The organism is Psychrobacter sp. UBA5136 (assembly GCF_002414005.1).
In the GTDB taxonomy this organism is placed as follows: Bacteria; Pseudomonadota; Gammaproteobacteria; order Pseudomonadales; family Moraxellaceae; genus Psychrobacter.
On the sequence record NZ_DHYG01000039.1, the window covers coordinates 1 to 18,736 of the forward strand.

Genomic DNA, 18,736 nt, shown 5'->3' on the forward strand with positions numbered 1-18,736 from the left:
TTATTGGGTTTGGTATTATAACCATTCATAACGACCAAAAATCGTGAATAATTAACCATCTAATAGCCATTAATGCGCGCAAACTTGTTAAAATAGGGCACTAATTTTTTCTTGATGGACATCGATTTATGACCACTGCCGCTGCCACTTCTGCAATACCTACTATCAAGCAAGACCGTATCCTTATTCTTGATTTTGGCTCGCAATATAGCCAGCTTATCGCGCGCCGTGTGCGCGACTCTGGGGTGTTTTGTGAGATGTTCCCTTATGATATCGACAGCCAGCGCATCACGGATTTTGGTGCTAAGGGCGTCATCCTATCGGGCGGCCCTGAAAGCGTGCATGCCGAAAATAGCCCGCGTATCAACGATGCCGTATTTGACTTAGGCGTGCCAGTGCTCGGTATTTGCTACGGTATGCAAGCGATGGCGGATCGTTTTGGCGGCAAGGTGCATGCCAGCGAAATCCATGAATTTGGCGCGGCGACGATTAATGTCAATGGCCATTCAAAGCTGACTAGTGGTATCGAAGATAGCGTCAGTGAAGACAAATCGACCACCTTAAACGTCTGGATGAGCCACGGTGATAAGGTCATCGAAGCACCACAAGGTTTTGATATCATCGCCAGCACGCCAAGCTGCCCGATCGCCATTATGGCCAATGATGACAAACAATACTATGGCCTACAGTTTCATCCTGAAGTCACGCACACCCTACAAGGACAGGCGCTGCTAAGTCGATTTGTGCATCAAATTTGCGACTGCGCCGGTGACTGGACGCCAGACAACATCATCGATATGCGTGTGGCGCAGCTCAAAGAGCAAATCGGTGACAAGCAAGTATTGCTCGGTCTCTCAGGTGGTGTCGACAGCTCAGTGGTTGCGGCACTTTTGCATAAAGCCATTGGCGATCAGCTGACCTGTGTGTTTGTTGACAATGGCCTACTGCGTCTGCACGAAGGCGATCAGGTCATGCAAGTATTTAGCGAGAACATGGGCGTCAAAGTCATCCGCGTCGATGCCGAAGATTTATTTTTAAATGCTTTAGCAGGCGAGTCAGACCCTGAAGCCAAACGTAAAATCATCGGTAAAACCTTTATCGACGTGTTTGCCAATAGCGCCCGCGAAATCAGCGCGCAAAGTGACGGCAAAGCCATCGAGTTTTTGGCGCAAGGAACGATCTACCCTGACGTTATTGAATCAGCAAAATCGCACCAAGGTAAAGCGCACGTGATTAAGAGCCACCATAACGTCGGCGGTCTGCCAGATGACTTGGCGTTTGAATTGGTCGAGCCATTACGCGATTTGTTTAAAGATGAAGTGCGTAAACTCGGTATCACCCTTGGCCTACCAGAGAAAATGATCTACCGTCATCCGTTCCCAGGTCCAGGTTTGGGCGTGCGTATCCTTGGCGAAGTCAAAAAGGAATACGCCGATATCTTACGCCTTGCCGATGCGATCTTTATGCAAGAGCTGGAGCGTTCAGGGTGGTATGATAAGACCGCGCAAGCGTTTGCGGTATTTCAACCGATTAAATCGGTCGGCGTGGTCGGTGATGGCCGCCGCTATGCGTGGGTGATTGCGCTACGTGCCGTTGAAACCGTCGACTTTATGACTGCGCGCTTTGCCCATCTGCCATATGATTTGATCGAGACGGTATCAAACCGTATTATGAATGAAATCAAAGATGTCTCACGCGTCACTTATGATGTGTCAAGCAAACCACCGGCGACGATTGAGTGGGAATAGCTCACATTCTTGTAATGTGATATAAAAATAGGACGCAAAAAGGAGCAATAGTCTATGAAATTAATTCATGTCGGTCAAGATGAATGGATGTTTGAAGATTCGGTTATTGATTTTCCTAACAAAAAATCAGCTAGCGATAATGAAAGTAGCCTTTTAAAAAACAAAGTAGAAAATTTCGTTGACGCAGAAGTAAAAGCAGGCCGCGATATTGATGACATCATGAACGAAGTCATGACTAAATTTCAAGATGAAATTATGCAAGACTTTAACGACCAGCCGCCGACCTCATTTCAGGTCATTCAAATGACTTTGGAGCGTGATGGTTATGAAGTGGCTCGTGATATTGCGCAATTTCTAGTTTTAAAAAGTATAAATGACCCTGATGCTTACTTTAACTTAGCTTTTCTATGTGAAGAGCATGGCGATAGCTTTTTAGCCTTATTAAGTAGCCGTGAATGTATGCGACTTTATTTAGAATACTTTCCCAAAAAATTCAATTGGCAAAAAAGTAAGCTGCCTTGGGGCATTATGGAGAACCGTCCCTTTTTGCGAGCGCTATTCCAGCTAGCAAATGTCTATGCCGACAATATGTGCTTTGAGCAGGCGTGTGAACAGGGAGAAATGCTAATACAAGTTTGTCCTAATGACAATTTGGGCATTCGTGAATGGTTGGTAGAGTGGTATATGTTCACTGAAGACTATCAAAAAATAATCCAAATTTGTGATAACTATCCAAAAGATATGCTCGCTAATACCACCTTTGGTAAAGCCCTCGCTTATTGCTATCTAGGTAAGATGGATAAAGCCGATCAAGCTTGGGAAGCAGGTAAAGAAGTGCTGCCTGAAGTGGCTCATGAAATACTCAAAAAACGCCATCCTAGGCCACGTGGTATTGTTAATAGCTATGGTATGGAAATAGGTGGTAAGGAGCAGGCATATTTCTACTGGCAAGATATGGGTGAATGGTGGGAGAGCAATGATACGGCTCAAGCATTGATCGAGAAAAAACGAGCCGAAAAGAAGAAAAAATAATCCTTCTTAAGCAAGCAATTGCGGTATTTCAACCAATCAAATCGGTCGGCGTGGTCGGTGATGGCCGCCGCTATGCGTGGGTGATTGGGCTACGTGCGGTTGAAACCGTCGACTTTATGACCGCGCGCTTTGCCCATCTGCCGTATGATTTGATCGAGACGGTATCAAATCGCATTATGAATGAAATCGCTGATGTCTCACGCGTCACTTATGATGTGTCGAGTAAGCCACCTGCGACGATTGAGTGGGAGTAATCTCCACTTAGCCTTTAGCTGACATAAAAAAAACACTCAACTTGATTGGGTGTTTTTTTATGCAAAAAAATTTTTATCTTCAACATTTTATTTTTTTATTGAACATTTGTTTTTAGCGCTTATAATAGTGCCAACTTTAATTGGTTATTATACCTATCAAAATAAAGTTATCACCTCTCATTAAAACTAAGGAATAAGATGCTTTGTAATAATTGTGGTCAAGAAAATTCAAACGAGGCTATATTCTGTACAAATTGTGTCCATTATATTTCTGATAACAAAGTCCAAACACCTCCGCCGCTAAATCCAGTTAATATTTCTAAAGATGCGCAAATCAGTTCACTTTCTAGTTCTGAAAATGCTGATACTTTATTGGCGGCGTTTGTGGGTGAGAAGTACGATAGCTATTATCGTGATAAGTGGTTTAAGGACAGTGAGCCACGTTTAGAAATCAATAATAATGGTTCGAGCATTCACAGTTTTAATCTGGCAGGTTTTCTCTTTGGCGTATTTTGGTTGTGTTACCGCAAGATGTATAAGCTCGCTTTTTTTATAATGCTTGCGATTACTGTCATTGATTTAATTTTAATGCAGATATTGGGTGCAGATTCTTATAATGATTCAATTAATTACGCATTCATGGGGATATGGATTGGATTGACAGGGCTTTTGGGCAATTATTTTTACTTTGATTATAGCGTCAAACAAATTAAAGAGACTACTGACTCTACAGCGAATCCAGATATGGTGCGAGCGCAACTGGCTAAAAAAGGTGGCACCTCTTGGGTAGCTGCAATCGGTGTTGGTATATTGCTATTAGCAATGTCCATACTGGTCACTTATTTTTTTGCACCAAGTTGGTATTGGGTAGAGTAGTAGATCTGGTTTTTATATCAAGGCTAATTTTTGACAGGGGACTTGCTCTGTAATAAATCAGTATATAGAAATGGTAGACTATTAATTAGATCTGTTACTAACTTATCTATTGCTAGTAATACGCTTTCATATTGCTCAATAGACTCATGACTTACTACTTCTTTGATTTTGTCGTAAGACATGATATCAGTAATTTCTTTTACCGAGATAGACTCTATTCCAGCATTCTCTATAGCTTGTAAAACACATAAATTTTTACTAGAAAAGCCAGCCTGATGAGCCACTTTATTTCTAGGTGTTCGTAGATCCTTTATTGTATCTCTCATATTTTCTAAGATAGTAGCTGAAGCCTGAGATATACCTAATAGCTTTTTATAAATTTTCTCGTTGCTACCTTGCTTCTCTATCTGCTCACTTTCCATCATAATGGTTGAACCAGCTAGCTTATACGAGCGATCCACTACACTAGTTAATCTAAGTAAGAAGTTCTCAATATGATGAGCATGATGCTCAGAAAAATTATATTCTGAATCCTCATAGTTTTTTTTGCGCAAATACTCCATTGTGATCGACATGTTTTTTAAAGCGTTATCAATTTCATAAACTCTTGAAAAAATAGTTTGAGCATATATTTCGATGGATGAAGCATTATAGTTACTATCACCATTAGATAAGGCATCCATACCTTTAGCGAGAGAATCAGTAACTAGTGGAAAAAATTGTTTTATATTTGGGTTTTCAGTATGAAGCATGATATTCCTTAATCAAGTAAAAGATATATAAGAGAAAGCTTTAAAAAAGCAGCGCTCTAAAAAAGAGCACTGCCATCACATAAAAAACTATTCTTTAAACCAAAACTAACCCCGCACATTCACCACATAACGCCCAACCGTCTTACTTGTCATAAAGCGATCTAAGTATTCGGGTGTTTGCTCTAATGTAATTTCCTCGGCATACTTCTCAAGATTAGGCAATTTCATGTCGGTTGCGACACGTTGCCAAATGGCTTTTTTATCAGCCAGCGGAATATAGACCGAATCGATACCGAGTAGCGACACCGCGCGGGTAATAAACGGCAGTACCGTCATCGTAAACTCAGCGCCGCCTGCCAAGCCGCAAGAAGTGACTGCGCCGCCAGCTTTGGTTTGTTTTAGCAAGTTGGCCAAATAATCGCCGCCGATGGTGTCAATGGCGTTGGCCCATAGTTCACGACCGACAGGTTTATCACCGATGTCATTAATACTATCGCGATGACGGACTTCGCTTGCGCCTAAGGATTTTAAATAATCGCTTTGCTCGGGTTTGCCAGAGAAGGCGATGACCTCATAGCCCAGCTGACTTAACATCGCGATACTGATACTACCAACGCCGCCCGTTGCGCCCGTCACCGCGACTGGACCGTCTTCGGGTTTTGCGCCCATTTTCTCTAATTTTTGCACACTTAAGGCTGCGGTAAGACCGCCCGTGCCATAAATCATCGCTTCTTTTAATGTGAGCGATGACGGGCACTCGGCCGCCCAATCGGCAGGGATAGAGATCATCTGAGCGAGGCCGCCATCGGTATCCATGCCCAAGTCATAGCCAAAGACCACGACTTCTTGTCCCTCCGTAAATGTACCAGACTTATCGCTTATCACCACGCCCGCCGCGTCGATACCAGGCGTGTGTGGATAGTGCTTGGTGATTCTTTTATTTCCTGATGCCGACATCGCATCTTTGAAGTTTAACGATGAATAATGCACTTCGATGAGCAAGTCATTTTTAGGCAAATCGCTAATGCTACGCTGCTCAATACTTTTTTTAAACTCGCCGTTACTGGTTTCGCGTACGACCAAAGCTTTAAAGGTCGCATTATTAGAGACAAGAGAGTTGTTAGCCATAACAATGTTCCTCATTAAAATGGTATTGCCTGCTTATGGTTTAATATGGGCAGGCAGGAGTTTATAAAAAACGTCTTATGGCTTTAACAATATTTTGCCTTTTTTGCTCGATTGTACCTTGCCCGAGACCGCTTCTTTAATATTATCTAAGCCATAAGTGCCGCCTGTCGGTAGCTTTAATTTACCGCTAGCCGCGCGCTCAACAAGCTCTTGCATCAAACGGTTTTTATTGGCGGCATCCATCTTTTGCATCAGCGCGCCGCCCCAAAACCCTTTGATAGCTGCTTGCTTAAAGATCAGATGCGTCGGATTAAGGGCGAGCGGTTGACCCGACATCCCGCCTACGGCTGCCATCGTACCGCCATGGCCAAGTAATGATAATAAATCACCGCCAGATTGACCGCCAACAGAGTCGACGGCGCCGCTTATTTTGCCATCGCCGACGATACGGCGAACTTGCTCTTTCCAGTCGTCATCATCGCTCACCACGTTGTTTTCGGTGATACCAATCTCGGTCAGCTCGTCGGCAGAGTCTTTACTACGCACGACGTTGATGGTATGGATACCGCGCTCGGCGGCTAGCATTGCCAGTGACTCGCCAACCGCGCCATTGGCGGCGTTATGGATGAGCCATTGACCAGCATCAAGCTCTAAAAACTCAATGAGCATCAAGGCGCTCATCGGCATGGCGATAAGCTGCGATGCCATTTCATCATCAATGGCGTCAGGTATCGGGAGGACACTGCTGGCAGGCGCGGTAAAGTACTCAGCCCATGTGCCTTCGACGCCAGTTGCCACCACGCGCTGACCGACTTCTAAATTATCGACCTCTTCGCCAATGGCATCGATCGTACCAACCGCTTCGCTACCAGCGAGCGCAGGCAGTTTGGGTTTGGTGCCATATTGGCCTTGGATGGTGATGAGGTCGTGATTATGAATAGAAGATAAAATGGTTTTGATACGGACTTCGCCCGCCTTTGGCTCTGGGGTAAGGCGGTCCTCGATACGAAGTACGTCAGAGGGTTTGCCAAATTCGTTATAAGTTACGCTGCGCATGATGAGATCCTTTCCTGTTTTTAGTGAAATGTTTTTAGTGAAATGTTTTTAGTTAACGTCGTCTAAGCTTAGTGCTAGATAACTTAAGGCTTTAGCAATACCTTACCATTTTTACCTGACTGCAAGTTGCCATCGACCGCTTTTTTGATATCCGCCAAATCAAACACCGCCTCCACAGGCAGATGGAGCTTGCCACTGGTCGCCCGTTCAATCAGCTCGTCTATCAAACGCTGTTTGTTTTCGACACTCATTTCCTGACTGGTTTTACTGCCCCAAAAGCCTTTTACGGTGGCTTGTTTAAAAATCAAGTGCGTCGGATTTAGCATCATAGGTTTGCCCGACATCGCGCCAAACGCGGCAAATGTGCCACCATGACCGAGCAGTGATAATAACTCACCGCTGTTCTCGCCGCCGACAGAATCGACCGCCGCGCTAATTTTATCGTCGCCAATGATGGATTTTACTTGCGCTTTCCAGTCGTCATCTTCGGTATTGACATTGTTTTTGATATCAAGCGCTTCAAGCTCTTTGATGGCCTCGCTACTGCGTACGACGTTGATGGTTTTTACGCCGCGCGCCGCCGCTAGCATGGCAAGCGATTTGCCGACCGCACCGTTTGCCGCGTTATGAATCAACCATTGGCCGCTTTTTATTTCTAAAAACTCTAGTAGCATCAAGGCACTAAGCGGCATGGCAATCAATTGCGCCGCCATTTCATCTTTTAAGCTATCAGGGACCGCAAAGACCATATCAGCTGAGGCGACAAAATACTCCGCCCACGTTGCTTGCACGCTAGCTGCGGCAACGCGTTGGCCAACTTTTAAGTCTTTAACATCACTACCAACGGCGTCGATGATACCAAGCGCTTCGCTACCGCCAATGGCTGGCAGCTCAGGTTTAAAGCCGTACTGACCGCGAACGGTGAGGAGGTCGTGGTTGTGGATGGAGGCAAGAATGGTTTTGACGCGGACTTCGCCCGCCTTTGGTTCTGGGATAGGACGGTCGCCAAGGCTTAAGACTTCTGTTGGTTTGCCAAATTCGTTATACGTTGCACTACGCATGATAAATCCTTTTTTTAATTGTTAAGTTTTTTCAAATATTTTTTAACGAGCGAATTAATTTGCAGCCATTAACCATAACAAACCCTGCTAACTGGTCACAATATTACTTTGGTTAAGGAAGGTTGACTGCGATAATTTAGCAGCTTTTAGTTGGCACTATTAGCAGTCTGTTTTGTAGCAGTTTGATTTGGACTAATGACTTTAAAATCGTTGTCCACCAAGTTGGTCAATAGTGGCTCACCTTTAGCATTGACCCGAAACAGCCCATATTCTGCTGCTGTAAAAGCCTCGCCATGACCCTCTTGGAAGAAAAAAGCATTGGTCGCCAGTTGCATTCTGCCATTACGGATACGGTAATAAATAGCCATCTCATTAGAGGCTAGATTTTTAGGCTCATTAGCTGTCTGATCGGCTGTTCGATTATTAGCCGCTAAGCGCACGAACTGGCCGACATTATGTTTGTCTAAAGCAACAATCACATAACCTTCCTCATTAGTAGGATAGCTACCAGGGTCTTTATTTAAGGCGGCAAATACATCACGCTCTAGCGCATAGCTAAGCGTCATATAATCGCCTTGCATAAAGCCGCGCGGATCAACGGGCGCGAGTGCTAATAACACCGTATCGCCAATCGCAAGATGGTTTTCGTATTTTGCGATATTTCTCGTCACTACCCCCAATACGAGCGCCAAGCCAAGGAGGGCAATAATAATCGTGACGGCTGGTTTTTGTAGCCAGTGGCCATTTGGTGCGTCTTCAATCAAGCGTTTGGTCAAAATTTTATTGTTCATGACAGACGCTCCTGATTGTCGCTAGCACTTGGTTTTATATGCGCAAAATAGCTTTTAATAAGCCGCCAGCGCAGCAGTAATAGCGCGATAGCGATGACAAGCATGGAGGCAGATTTGAGCAATAAAGAGGTATCAAGCTGATAATAATACCAAAAAATATAACCGACCAAGGCAATGATGCCCAGTCCTAAGAGCACGCGTTGGCTATTGGCAGTGGCGATAATGATAATAAGGCTAGTGGCCAATAAGCCTGAGACATAAATGGAGGCCACGCCAAGGATGATAATCGCGGCGCTAATCAGTAGTCCCGCTGTTGGTAGTAATTTGATGTGATAGCGCTTAAGAATAAGATAAGCAGCATACAGGCTGGCAAGGGTTAATAGCCCTTGTGCTAGGTAGTAGTTATAGCTAAAGGCTTCACCATAACTGTTAAGGTTATCAAAGCTATTGCCGTATTCAGCAGCGATAAAATAGACGGAAACAAGGAGCAAAATATAGGCGCTTGCATAACCAATAGCACGGCTAATATCAAAAAAGCGGGCGCGCCATTTGTGTGAAATAAAAGCAGCGAGCGTATAGCGTTGTAAATGAGCAACGCTGGTTATCAATGCCAATAATCCTAAGCTGACTTCGGATAAGTGATAGTAAATTAATAAGTAAAATAGGCAGACTAAAGCCAAGGTCGCGCTCAATAAACGATAGATAAAATTGGGCATTACAACCGTCATAAACAGTTGTACAAGGAGCAATAGCAGTATATTGAGTGGCTCTGCCATCTCACTCGCCAGTAAAGCGTAGGCAATATAACCTTGACCTGCTAGCGTAATCGCAAAGGCTAAGCTGCTCCAAAAAGGGCTGTGGCGTATACGCGCGTTATAAAGTAAGCATCCGCCAATAATGCTTAATAGTGCGCCAATAATAAATACCGCTAGCGTACTATCTAGCAAACCGGTGCTGTCTAATAATAAGGTTAAAAATCCGATAAAAAATAGGCTAGCTAATATACCACTCATGCCAAAAAGTAAGCTGATAAACCAAGGGCTACGCGCTGCAGATGCGGCATTATTTAAAAGCTTATCACTGACATTTTGCGTATCGATGAGTCCCTGCTGTTGTAATAGCAAAATCTCGGGCTGCTTCTCGTTATGGTTGATACATTGTTCATCACTGCTCCCCTTAATGATAGAAGAAGCAATATCATCGCTCTTGACACGGGTAATTTTACTTAGCCACATGACTGCCGCCGAGCTCATAGCAATAAGTAGCAAGGCTAATATCAAAAAACCAGCCGTTTTTAAGTCATGCAATAACCATTTACTGACCCAAAACATCACCACAGTAATGACAGAAAATGATAAATAAGTCAGCATAAGCAAATCAACACGGCGCTGATAAAACTGCCAAAGCATAAAGCCGCACCAACCTAACCATAAGACGATAGCGATAGACGTTGTCCAGATATCGCCATTATCAAAGACCGTGACAATCGCTAAATAGGTGATAAAAAACGTGGTTAATAAACCGACAACATCAGTGCTCCAGTGCAAATTGGATTTGGTTTGAGCACTGTTTATTTGCGCAGGGGATTTTTTAGGGATAACACGATGAAACAAATGGGGAGTGGAAAAGGGCGTTTTATTATCGAGACCAATCAGCCAACTATAAAATGCCCCAAGATTAAATAGCGCAAGGATGGCTACTTGAAAGACATTTTGCACGTTATGGTTGATAAATTGCAGATTGGCGACATTCAAATAAAGAAGCAAAAAAGCATTGACTAGCCCAAGCCACAGCAGCCACAGCGCAGGGAAACGTGCAATCACGACCCAAGGCGTAATCAATAGCGCCCAAGCAAAGAAAAGCTGCCATGTATCCGCACCCGTTTGATAGACCTGCCCAAATAGCGCCAGCAGACTGCCTGTAATAATACTAGCGATAAGCAATAACAGCTGACGAATCAGTTGAAATCGTTGTCTAAACTGCCTATTTTGTCTAAGTGGCCTAAAAGACAGTGTCACGTAAAGTGCGATGGTAATCACCAGCGCTACTTCTACCAAGGCAAATTTACCCATCTTGCCCATGTGTTGCCAATTGTAGGCGATAAAAAACATTAGGGATAAGACCAGTGCTACCGCGCCAATAATCAGCAGCGCTTTATCAAAAAACTCTAACCACATGCGCTTGCTAGGATAGACTTCTAAGTATGTTGCTGCTGCCTCGGCATTTTTAAGAGGTAAGATATCTTGCTGTAGTAACTGCTCGATAGTACGCCGTGATTGGCTCATGACCGCCTCTGATTAAAAACAGTTTTAGGCTATCTTAGCTTTTTTTATAAGATAGCGTTGTCTTTATTAAGAGTAGATCAAACGGACTAAATGAAGACACCCATCAGTTTTAATAAGCTTGAATAAAATCCGGATACAATTAGTAACATCAAAATAGCCATTTGATGAGTGGTAAGTTTCTATGATAAAAAGCATAAAATCTGTGCAAAAAATTATAAATTCGTAGATTTTTTAATCTTTTTTACTTATTTATATCATCAGGCCTAGAATGATGTCCTGTTCATCACTATGGATATGAGTCCAAATACTGTTGACATTGATAACTTTTTTTATTATTACTGTTAAATATAGTTTTCTGTACTGTATGAATTTTAGGCATAAGTCATTACTGATTTAGACCTTTAACAACATAACCAATAGACACTAAACTTAAATGGACTTAATAAAAGACGAGGCGAACGGCCTGTCTTCTTCCCGCTAGGATGCCATATGAGCCTCAACCCTATTTCTCTTCGCACTACCGTATTTTTACCCACTTCTCTCGCTCTTGCTATGTTTATGACAGGCTGTAGTGATAATACGGCAACTGATAATAATGCCAGCTCGTCAGCCAATATTGATCCAAACGTATTAGCGGACACTCAAGAGATGGTCATTAATAATGGCACAGAGCCTGAGTCGCTTGACCCCCATAAAGTATCTGGAGTTCCTGAATCTAACATTGGTCGCCAGTTATTTGAAGGTTTGACCAACACAGATGCAGATGGCAAAACGATACCAGGAATGGCAACCAAGTGGGAAAGTACCGATAATAAAGTTTGGACCTTTAAATTGCGTGATGCTAAATGGTCAAATGGTGATCCAGTCACGGCACAAGACTTCGTCTATAGCATGCGCCGACTGGTCGATCCAAATACCGCGTCCCCCTATTCAAGCTATTTAGTTGATGCCAAAGTAGTTGGTGCTGATAAAATCGTTGAAGGCGCGGCTGGTATTGATACGCTTGGTGTAAAGGCGATTAACGATAAAACCTTGCAAGTGACTTTATCAGAGCCCGTTCCCTACTTTCCAGACATGCTGATTCATAACTCAGTCAAGCCTGTCCATCAAAAAACGGTCGAAGCTTTCGGTGATAAATGGACAGACCCTAGCAATATTGTGGTCAATGGACCTTATAAAGTCAGTAAATGGCAGATTAATGATGAACTCGTTTTGACGCGTAATCCTTCTTATTATGACGATGCCAATACAAAACTCGATACCATCACGATACTACCAATTCCTTCTAGCACTACCGATGTAGCGCGCTATCAGGCCGGTGAAGTCGATGTCACCTATAATGAAATTCCAACCGAGCAATTTGCTTCCTTGAAGAAACAAAACGGCGATGAGCTCAGAATCTCACCTTATCTTTGTACTTATTATTATGAGTTTAATACCGTCAAACCTCCTTTTGATAATCCAAAAGTACGCCGCGCCTTAGCTTTAGCTTTAGATCGCGATACCATCGCAGACAAAGTGATCGGTCAAGGCCAAACGGCAGCTTATCAGCTCACCCCTAAGGCGACTAACGGAAAGGTATTAAATACCCCAGAGTGGTCGACTTGGGACAAAGAGAAGCGCATTAAAGAGGCCAAAAAACTGCTGAATGAAGCAGGCTATAACGAAAATAATCCGCTTGCCTTTGAGCTCCTTTACAACACCAATGACAACCATAAAAAGGTAGCGGTAGCAGCCACTTCACTATGGAAGCAAGCGCTAGGGTTCGTCGATGTGACTTTGACTAATAAAGAGTGGAAAACCTATCTTGATACCCGCCGAAATGGTAATTATCAAATTGCTCGAGCTGGTTGGTGTGCTGATTACAACGAACCTTCGGCCTTTTTGAATATCGCCAAATCTGATAATAGTGGCAACTATGGCAAGTATGCTAGTGCCAATTTTGACAGTCTGATGGCGCAAACGCTAAAAGCGGGTGTATCACCTGAGCAGCGTGCAAGCTTGTATCAAAAAGCGGAAGCGCAGCTTGATCAAGATATGGGGCTACTTAACATCTATCATTATGTTAGCCCTCGTTTAGTCAAACCTTATGTTATCGGCTTCTCAGATAAAGATCCTTTAGGTAATTGGCAAGGTAAAGATATCTCTATTGCTAAGCATTAATAAGTAAATAGCTAAAACCCTAGTGGACGCTATAAAGAAGACGGATTCTGACTTATAGCGCTTACTTATTTGAGTTAAAAACGTAGCAAGGCTACGTTGAAAACAAGCACTTGAAAATAGGCATCCTTATAATAGGAACCTTAAAAGAGGCCTTATGCTAAAGCTCATCTTTCGGCGTATTTTGGAAGCCATTCCAACTATGTTTGTTTTAATAACCGTGTCTTTTTTTATGATGCGATTAGCGCCAGGAAGTCCTTTTACTTCTGAGCGCAGTTTATCCCCCGCGGTACTGGCCAATATCGAAGCTAAGTACAATCTTAATGATCCCATGTGGTTACAGTATGCCCATTATTTAAAACAATTGGCTTTGGGTGATTTTGGGCCATCATTTAAGTATAAAGACTATACCGTCAACGAGTTGTTATCACAGTCGTTTCCCGTTTCGATGGAGCTTGGCTTGTATGCTTTTATATTAGCATTGGTATTAGGCTTAATCCTTGGCATCATCGCAGCGCTTAAGCAAAACTCGTGGCTTGATTATATATTGATGGCTTTTGCGATGACAGGGGTTGTGATACCAAGCTTTGTCAAGGCACCGTTATTGGTACTTATCTTTGCGATTCTCTTGCATTGGCTGCCTGCTGGCGGCTGGAATGATGGCGCTCTACGCAACCTCATATTACCAGTCACTGCTCTAGCATTAGCCTACGTCGCTAGTATCGCTCGAATTATGCGTGGCTCGATGATTGAGGTTATGAATAGCCAGTATATCCGCACTGCCAAGTCTAAAGGTTTACCCATGCGCAAAATCGTTATAAAGCATGCGCTTAGGCCAGCATTACTACCAGTGATATCGTACTTAGGTCCCGCTTTTGTGGGTATTATTACCGGCTCTATCGTTATTGAAACTATCTTTGGTTTGCCTGGCATCGGACAGCTGTTTGTGAATGGCGCACTTAACCGTGATTACGGTGTGGTACTTAGTTTGACCATTTTGGTCGGGGTATTAACGATTGCCTTTAATGCGATTGTCGATATTTTATACGCGATAATTGATCCAAAAATTCAGTATTAATGGCTGGCCAACATGCATTGTTGCGCTTACTGACTACTTCAAAATGACCATCAGATTATCAATTAGATTACTAAAGGGACGACTATGAGCCTTCTCGTAGACCAGCCAACCGAGGCTATGAATCTGCCTGTTAAAGAGATTAAAGGCCGTAGCCTATGGCAAGATGCTTGGCGCCGTTTTTATCAAAACAAAGCGGCTGTGACGAGCTTTTTTATCTTATTACTCGTCGGTATTTTTGTCATATTTATGCCAATGATCGCACCTTTCGGCTACGCAGAAACCGACTGGAACTTTATGCAAGCTGCGCCTTCGATAGAAAACAAGCACTATTTCGGTACTGACTCGCTTGGTCGAGACTTACTCGTGCGCACCGCAGTCGGTGGCCGTATTTCTTTATTGGTTGGTATCGCTGGCGCCACAGTGGCAGTATTGGTCGGAACAGTGTATGGCGCAACGTCAGGCTATCTTGGCGGTAAAGTCGATATGATTATGATGCGTTTTCTAGAGATTCTAAGCGCCTTTCCATTTATGTTCTTCGTGATTTTGCTAGTGACTATATTTGGCCGTAACCTTATTTTAATCTTTGTCGCTATTGGACTGGTGTCTTGGCTTGATGTGGCTCGTATCGTTCGTGGTCAGACACTGAGCCTAAAGAGTAAAGAGTTTATCGAAGCAGCGCATGTAGGAGGGGTATCAGGGTTTAATATTATTCTGCGTCATATCGTCCCTAATGTGCTTGGAGTGGTGGTGGTTTATGCCTCTTTACTCGTGCCGACGATGATTCTGTTTGAGTCGTTTTTAAGCTTTTTGGGGCTTGGGGTACAAGAGCCGATGACCAGTTGGGGAGCATTACTGCAAGAAGGTTCTCAGACGTTACAAGTCGCCCCTTGGCAGATTTTGATTCCTTCCGCTTTTTTGGTTATTACTTTATTCTGCTTTAACTTTATCGGCGATGGTCTACGTGATGCGTTTGACCCAAAAGACCGCTAGTCAAATATCGCTAAGAGAGCAAGACTATGACAACTCAACACATAAATGGTTCACCTCAGAAAACAGACTCTACTGTCCATAAAGTAGGCTTTGTTTCAGCGCTTAACAATCAAGCTCAGCAAGAAAATAGCCTATTATCGGTACAAGATTTATCAGTGCAATTCACAACTGAAGATGGCCTAGTGACCGCCGTTAATGGCCTTAACTTCAACCTGCATGAGGGTGAGACGTTAGGCATCGTCGGTGAGTCAGGTTCTGGTAAGTCGCAGACGGCGTTCGCTATTATGGGACTGCTGGCAAAAAACGGTCGTACTAGCGGTTCTGTAAAATTTGAAGGCAATGAGCTACTAGGATTATCGCAAAAAGCCTTGAATAAAATACGTGCTGAGCAAATCGCTATGATCTTCCAAGATCCTATGACCTCGCTCAACCCTTATATGAAAATAGGGGATCAGCTTGCTGAAGTTTTGATACTACACAAAGGGCTGAGTAAAAAGGATGCCTGGGCGGAATCGGTGCGAATGCTCGATGCAGTCAAAATTCCTGAGGCCAAAAATCGTATTGGTATGTATCCGCATGAGTTTTCAGGCGGTATGCGTCAGCGGGTTATGATTGCGATGGCGCTGCTTTGTCGCCCGAAGCTACTTATCGCTGATGAGCCTACGACTGCGCTTGATGTGACTGTTCAAGCGCAAATTATGGTGCTATTAAATGAGCTAAAGCGCGATTTTGGTACCACTATCATTATGATTACTCATGATTTGGGTGTAGTGGCTGGCATCTGTGATCGGATGTTGGTGATGTATGCTGGTCGTACGATGGCGTATGGCGAAACGGAAGAGATTTTCTACGCACCTTCTCACCCGTATACTATCGGACTGTTAAAAGCAATTCCGCGTCTTGACGATGATAGAGGTAAGCTTGCGACCATTCCTGGCAGCCCGCCAAACTTGCTTCATCTGCCAACCGGCTGTCCTTTTCATGAGCGCTGTTCACACGCCATGGATATCTGCCGTACAGTAGCGCCGCCACTTGAGTTTTTACCTAACGAGCGTCAACGCGCTTGCCATTGGCACCCTGAAATACAAATGATTGATTCAGAAGTAGCGGCAAAGAGTATAACAACAGATACGGACGTTAATAACTTATCAAAGCTGGAGGGCTAGGACATGACAGTAGCAAACACAGGTATGTCTCAAAACCAAACTCGGTCTCCACTATTGCAAGTACAAGATGTCCATACTACATTTAATATTAAGCAAAAAGGCACCAACTTTTGGCAAAAACCTGACACGCTAAAGGCAGTAAACGGTGTATCGTTTGAGCTGTTCCCTGGTGAAACTTTAGGGGTAGTAGGAGAGTCTGGCTGCGGAAAATCAACGCTGGCTAGGACGATTATCGGCTTAGTTCGTGCCAATTCTGGCAGTATTAAGTTCGGCGACGAAGAGATAGTTGGCGCTTCCAAAAAGACCATGAGAATAAAACGCAAAGACATTCAAATGATTTTTCAAGATCCGCTGGCCTCGCTCAATCCCCGCATGACGGTAGGTGATATCATCGCAGAGCCGCTTCGGACTTATTGTCCAGAAATGAAAAAGTCTGACGTTCAGGATGAAGTACGCGCCATTATGAAAAAGGTTGGGCTACTGTCGAATCAGATTAACCGCTATCCACATGAGTTTTCTGGTGGTCAGTGTCAACGAATTGGTATCGCTCGTGCGCTCATCTTAAAACCTAAAATTATCATTTGTGATGAGCCGGTTTCTGCCCTTGATGTCTCTATTCAAGCGCAGGTCATCAACTTATTACAAGACCTGCAGCAAGAAATGGGCCTGTCACTTATCTTTATTGCTCATGATTTATCAGTCATTAAACATATCGCTCATCGAGTTTTGGTCATGTATTTGGGACACGCTGTCGAGTTGGGTATAGGCAAAGCTGTGTATAGCAATCCGACTCACCCTTATACCCAAGCATTGATGTCTGCTGTGCCATTACCTGATCCTATCGCTGAGCGTAGTAAAACCATTCAGTTATTAGAAGGTGACCTGCCAAGTCCGATCAATCCACCATCGGGCTGCGTATTCCGAACCCGCTGCCCGATAGCAGGAAGTGAATGCGCTCAAATAGAACCTGTATTAGAAGGGGTTTTAGACCATAGAGTCGCTTGCTTAAAAAACAAGGTTGAGATTGTTTAATAAAACTCAATCCGGCTCAGCAAATGCTCTTGGATTAAATAGGCACAAATGTAAGCGCTAGGCCATGCGACGACAAAGGCATATTTCCAAGAATTAAATAAGGTGGTAAAAAATCCTTCGACAAATCCTACGTTAATCAGTAGCAGAGCCGTCGAGATAATCGTCGACATCATCAGCGCCATTAAAAAGGTGAAAATCAGCCGATAGTATTTGCGCCGCGTGCGTATTCTGACGGTAGGAAATTTTGCCATAACGGTATGTTGTCCTGCATGATAAGCGCCACGTTTGACTGCTGCTATAAACGTGATTTTGCGATGAGAGAGGATGAGGTAAAGCACTGCTAATGTTTAGCGGCGACTATGATAGCGCGTGATGGGGACGAGGTAAAATGGTTATTATCAATCATAATGTTCGCCTTATTTTATTGTTATCATTCAGTTTTCATGTTTTGCTAATTTTAAGCGCTATTAATTAATTAAGTAAACTGCAATGCCAGTTAAAATAACCATACTTAAATGAGCTGTATTTAAATAAGCTGTATTTAAATGAACGGCAGAAGGATAAGATAAAAAATGTCTATTTCGCAAGCAACCGCTAAACAAAAAACGTTGGGCATCGTCGGCGGCATGAGCTGGGAGAGTACTGAAAGCTATTATCGCCTGATAAATGAAGGTATAAAAAAGAGATTGGGCAATTTGCATTCAGCGGATTTATTGATTCATAGTGTCGATTTTGCACCGATTGAAGCGCTACAAGCTAAAGGCGCATGGGATGAAATGGGCGAAATATTGGCCAATAGCGGTAAACGCTTGCAGGCGGCTGGCGCGCAAGGTTTGCTTCTTGCGACCAATACGATGCATAACGTTATTGCTGATATCCAAGCTGCAACTAACTTGCCAATTATTCATATTGCTGATGTCACGGCGACGGCGATTAAGCGAGAAGGTTTAACCAAAATTGCGCTACTTGGTACGCAGTTTACGATGACGCAGGATTTTCATAAGCAGCGCTTGATTGATGCAGGCCTGCAAGTGCTGATACCAGACGCCGATGCGCGGGCAGAGGTAAATCGCATCATTTATGAAGAGTTATGCCAAGGACAGTTACTTGAGCGCTCACGCCAGCATTATCAGCAGGTGATTCAAGATTTAGCGGATAAAGGCGCAGAAGGCGTCATTTTAGGCTGTACCGAAATTGGACTACTTATTCAGCAACAAGATAGTCCGATTCCAGTCTTTGATACCACCACTATTCATGCCGCAGCAGCGGTGGACTTTTTATTGGATAATGCAGTCTAATCAATTTAACCCCACTCTCAACTTCGAAA

16 protein-coding genes and 1 pseudogene are annotated in these 18,736 nt (G+C 43.6%); 10 read left to right on the forward strand and 7 right to left on the reverse strand.

Annotated elements, in window-relative coordinates; all coding sequences use genetic code 11:
• The first annotated feature begins 128 nt into the window (after nt 1–128).
• From guaA to B4240_RS05630, 4 genes and pseudogenes are all read left to right on the forward strand, one after another.
• Nucleotides 129–1,748: a glutamine-hydrolyzing GMP synthase gene (guaA, locus tag B4240_RS05615; protein ID WP_296237306.1), complete on the forward strand. Its 1,620-nt coding sequence runs from the start codon at nt 129–131 to the stop codon at nt 1,746–1,748.
• 54 nt (nt 1,749–1,802) lie between these two features.
• Nucleotides 1,803–2,780, forward strand: a complete 978-nt coding sequence (locus tag B4240_RS05620) for a hypothetical protein (RefSeq protein WP_296237308.1) — start codon at nt 1,803–1,805, stop codon at nt 2,778–2,780.
• A gap of 11 nt (nt 2,781–2,791) precedes the next feature.
• Nucleotides 2,792–3,034 (forward strand): annotated as a pseudogene (locus tag B4240_RS05625) (GMP synthase (glutamine-hydrolyzing)); the annotation flags it as partial.
• A gap of 198 nt (nt 3,035–3,232) precedes the next feature.
• The gene (locus tag B4240_RS05630) at nt 3,233–3,910 is read left to right on the forward strand and encodes a DUF2628 domain-containing protein (protein ID WP_296237309.1); all 678 of its coding nucleotides are present in this window, start codon (nt 3,233–3,235) and stop codon (nt 3,908–3,910) included.
• A 23-nt stretch (nt 3,911–3,933) separates the two neighbouring features.
• Here B4240_RS05630 and B4240_RS05635 read toward each other — a convergent pair whose 3' ends face one another.
• The 6 genes from B4240_RS05635 to B4240_RS05660 all read right to left on the reverse strand — a co-directional run bounded on the left by B4240_RS05635 (nt 3,934) and on the right by B4240_RS05660 (nt 10,983).
• On the reverse strand, nt 3,934–4,662 hold the full coding sequence (locus tag B4240_RS05635; protein ID WP_296237311.1) for a Cthe_2314 family HEPN domain-containing protein: 729 nt from the start codon (nt 4,660–4,662) through the stop codon (nt 3,934–3,936).
• Nucleotides 4,663–4,767: 105 nt separating this feature from the next.
• Entirely contained in the window at nt 4,768–5,790 is a 1,023-nt protein-coding gene (locus B4240_RS05640) for a YhdH/YhfP family quinone oxidoreductase (protein WP_296237313.1), read from the reverse strand.
• A gap of 75 nt (nt 5,791–5,865) precedes the next feature.
• Complete coding sequence (locus B4240_RS05645) at nt 5,866–6,846, reverse strand: zinc-binding dehydrogenase (protein ID WP_296237315.1); 981 nt, start codon at nt 6,844–6,846, stop codon at nt 5,866–5,868.
• An 83-nt stretch (nt 6,847–6,929) separates the two neighbouring features.
• A complete protein-coding gene (locus B4240_RS05650; protein ID WP_296237317.1) occupies nt 6,930–7,907 on the reverse strand; it encodes a zinc-binding dehydrogenase in 978 nt (325 codons plus the stop codon).
• Between the two features lie 146 nt (nt 7,908–8,053).
• Complete coding sequence (locus B4240_RS05655) at nt 8,054–8,698, reverse strand: GDYXXLXY domain-containing protein (protein WP_296237319.1); 645 nt, start codon at nt 8,696–8,698, stop codon at nt 8,054–8,056.
• On the reverse strand, nt 8,695–10,983 hold the full coding sequence (locus B4240_RS05660) for a DUF4401 domain-containing protein (protein WP_296237321.1): 2,289 nt from the start codon (nt 10,981–10,983) through the stop codon (nt 8,695–8,697). The genes B4240_RS05655 and B4240_RS05660 overlap by 4 nt, the downstream gene beginning before the upstream one ends.
• Nucleotides 10,984–11,472: 489 nt before the next feature.
• Between B4240_RS05660 and B4240_RS05665 the strand changes: the two genes are divergently transcribed.
• The 5 genes from B4240_RS05665 (at nt 11,473) to oppF (ending at nt 17,409) form a co-directional block, all read left to right on the forward strand.
• The gene (locus B4240_RS05665; protein ID WP_296237323.1) at nt 11,473–13,146 is read left to right on the forward strand and encodes an ABC transporter substrate-binding protein; all 1,674 of its coding nucleotides are present in this window, start codon (nt 11,473–11,475) and stop codon (nt 13,144–13,146) included.
• 154 nt (nt 13,147–13,300) lie between these two features.
• Nucleotides 13,301–14,221 (forward strand): oligopeptide ABC transporter permease OppB, encoded by a 921-nt coding sequence (gene oppB / locus B4240_RS05670; protein ID WP_296237325.1) that lies wholly within the window; start codon nt 13,301–13,303, stop codon nt 14,219–14,221.
• A gap of 84 nt (nt 14,222–14,305) precedes the next feature.
• Nucleotides 14,306–15,211, forward strand: coding sequence for an oligopeptide ABC transporter permease OppC (oppC, locus tag B4240_RS05675; protein WP_296237327.1), 906 nt, complete (start codon nt 14,306–14,308; stop codon nt 15,209–15,211).
• A 26-nt stretch (nt 15,212–15,237) separates the two neighbouring features.
• On the forward strand, nt 15,238–16,377 hold the full coding sequence (gene oppD, locus B4240_RS05680; RefSeq protein ID WP_296237330.1) for an oligopeptide ABC transporter ATP-binding protein OppD: 1,140 nt from the start codon (nt 15,238–15,240) through the stop codon (nt 16,375–16,377).
• Nucleotides 16,378–16,380: 3 nt separating this feature from the next.
• On the forward strand, nt 16,381–17,409 hold the full coding sequence (oppF, locus tag B4240_RS05685) for a murein tripeptide/oligopeptide ABC transporter ATP binding protein OppF (RefSeq protein WP_296237332.1): 1,029 nt from the start codon (nt 16,381–16,383) through the stop codon (nt 17,407–17,409).
• On the opposite strand, the gene B4240_RS05690 is transcribed toward oppF, so the two are convergent.
• Complete coding sequence (locus B4240_RS05690) at nt 17,406–17,660, reverse strand: DUF2798 domain-containing protein (RefSeq protein WP_296237333.1); 255 nt, start codon at nt 17,658–17,660, stop codon at nt 17,406–17,408. The two genes, oppF and B4240_RS05690, sit on opposite strands and share 4 nt — an antisense overlap.
• Nucleotides 17,661–17,981: 321 nt before the next feature.
• Here B4240_RS05690 and B4240_RS05695 point away from each other — a divergent pair, with 321 nt between their 5' ends.
• Entirely contained in the window at nt 17,982–18,707 is a 726-nt protein-coding gene (locus B4240_RS05695) for an aspartate/glutamate racemase family protein (protein ID WP_296237335.1), read from the forward strand.
• Nucleotides 18,708–18,736 lie beyond the last annotated feature (29 nt).

Excerpts from the sequence above, each read along its gene's own strand:
- B4240_RS05620 (WP_296237308.1), top strand. The coding sequence starts at position 1,803 with ATGAAATTAATTCATGTCGGTCAAGATGAATGGATGTTTGAAGATTCG.
- B4240_RS05655 (WP_296237319.1), bottom strand. The coding sequence starts at position 8,698 with ATGAACAATAAAATTTTGACCAAACGCTTGATTGAAGACGCACCAAAT.
- oppB (WP_296237325.1), top strand. The coding sequence starts at position 13,301 with ATGCTAAAGCTCATCTTTCGGCGTATTTTGGAAGCCATTCCAACTATG.
- B4240_RS05660 (WP_296237321.1), bottom strand. The coding sequence starts at position 10,983 with ATGAGCCAATCACGGCGTACTATCGAGCAGTTACTACAGCAAGATATC.
- B4240_RS05635 (WP_296237311.1), bottom strand. The coding sequence starts at position 4,662 with ATGCTTCATACTGAAAACCCAAATATAAAACAATTTTTTCCACTAGTT.
- B4240_RS05640 (WP_296237313.1), bottom strand. The coding sequence starts at position 5,790 with ATGGCTAACAACTCTCTTGTCTCTAATAATGCGACCTTTAAAGCTTTG.
- B4240_RS05690 (WP_296237333.1), bottom strand. The coding sequence starts at position 17,660 with ATGGCAAAATTTCCTACCGTCAGAATACGCACGCGGCGCAAATACTAT.
- B4240_RS05650 (WP_296237317.1), bottom strand. The coding sequence starts at position 7,907 with ATGCGTAGTGCAACGTATAACGAATTTGGCAAACCAACAGAAGTCTTA.
- oppC (WP_296237327.1), top strand. The coding sequence starts at position 14,306 with ATGAGCCTTCTCGTAGACCAGCCAACCGAGGCTATGAATCTGCCTGTT.
- oppF (WP_296237332.1), top strand. The coding sequence starts at position 16,381 with ATGACAGTAGCAAACACAGGTATGTCTCAAAACCAAACTCGGTCTCCA.
- B4240_RS05665 (WP_296237323.1), top strand. The coding sequence starts at position 11,473 with ATGAGCCTCAACCCTATTTCTCTTCGCACTACCGTATTTTTACCCACT.
- oppD (WP_296237330.1), top strand. The coding sequence starts at position 15,238 with ATGACAACTCAACACATAAATGGTTCACCTCAGAAAACAGACTCTACT.
- B4240_RS05645 (WP_296237315.1), bottom strand. The coding sequence starts at position 6,846 with ATGCGCAGCGTAACTTATAACGAATTTGGCAAACCCTCTGACGTACTT.
- guaA (WP_296237306.1), top strand. The coding sequence starts at position 129 with ATGACCACTGCCGCTGCCACTTCTGCAATACCTACTATCAAGCAAGAC.
- B4240_RS05695 (WP_296237335.1), top strand. The coding sequence starts at position 17,982 with ATGTCTATTTCGCAAGCAACCGCTAAACAAAAAACGTTGGGCATCGTC.
- B4240_RS05630 (WP_296237309.1), top strand. The coding sequence starts at position 3,233 with ATGCTTTGTAATAATTGTGGTCAAGAAAATTCAAACGAGGCTATATTC.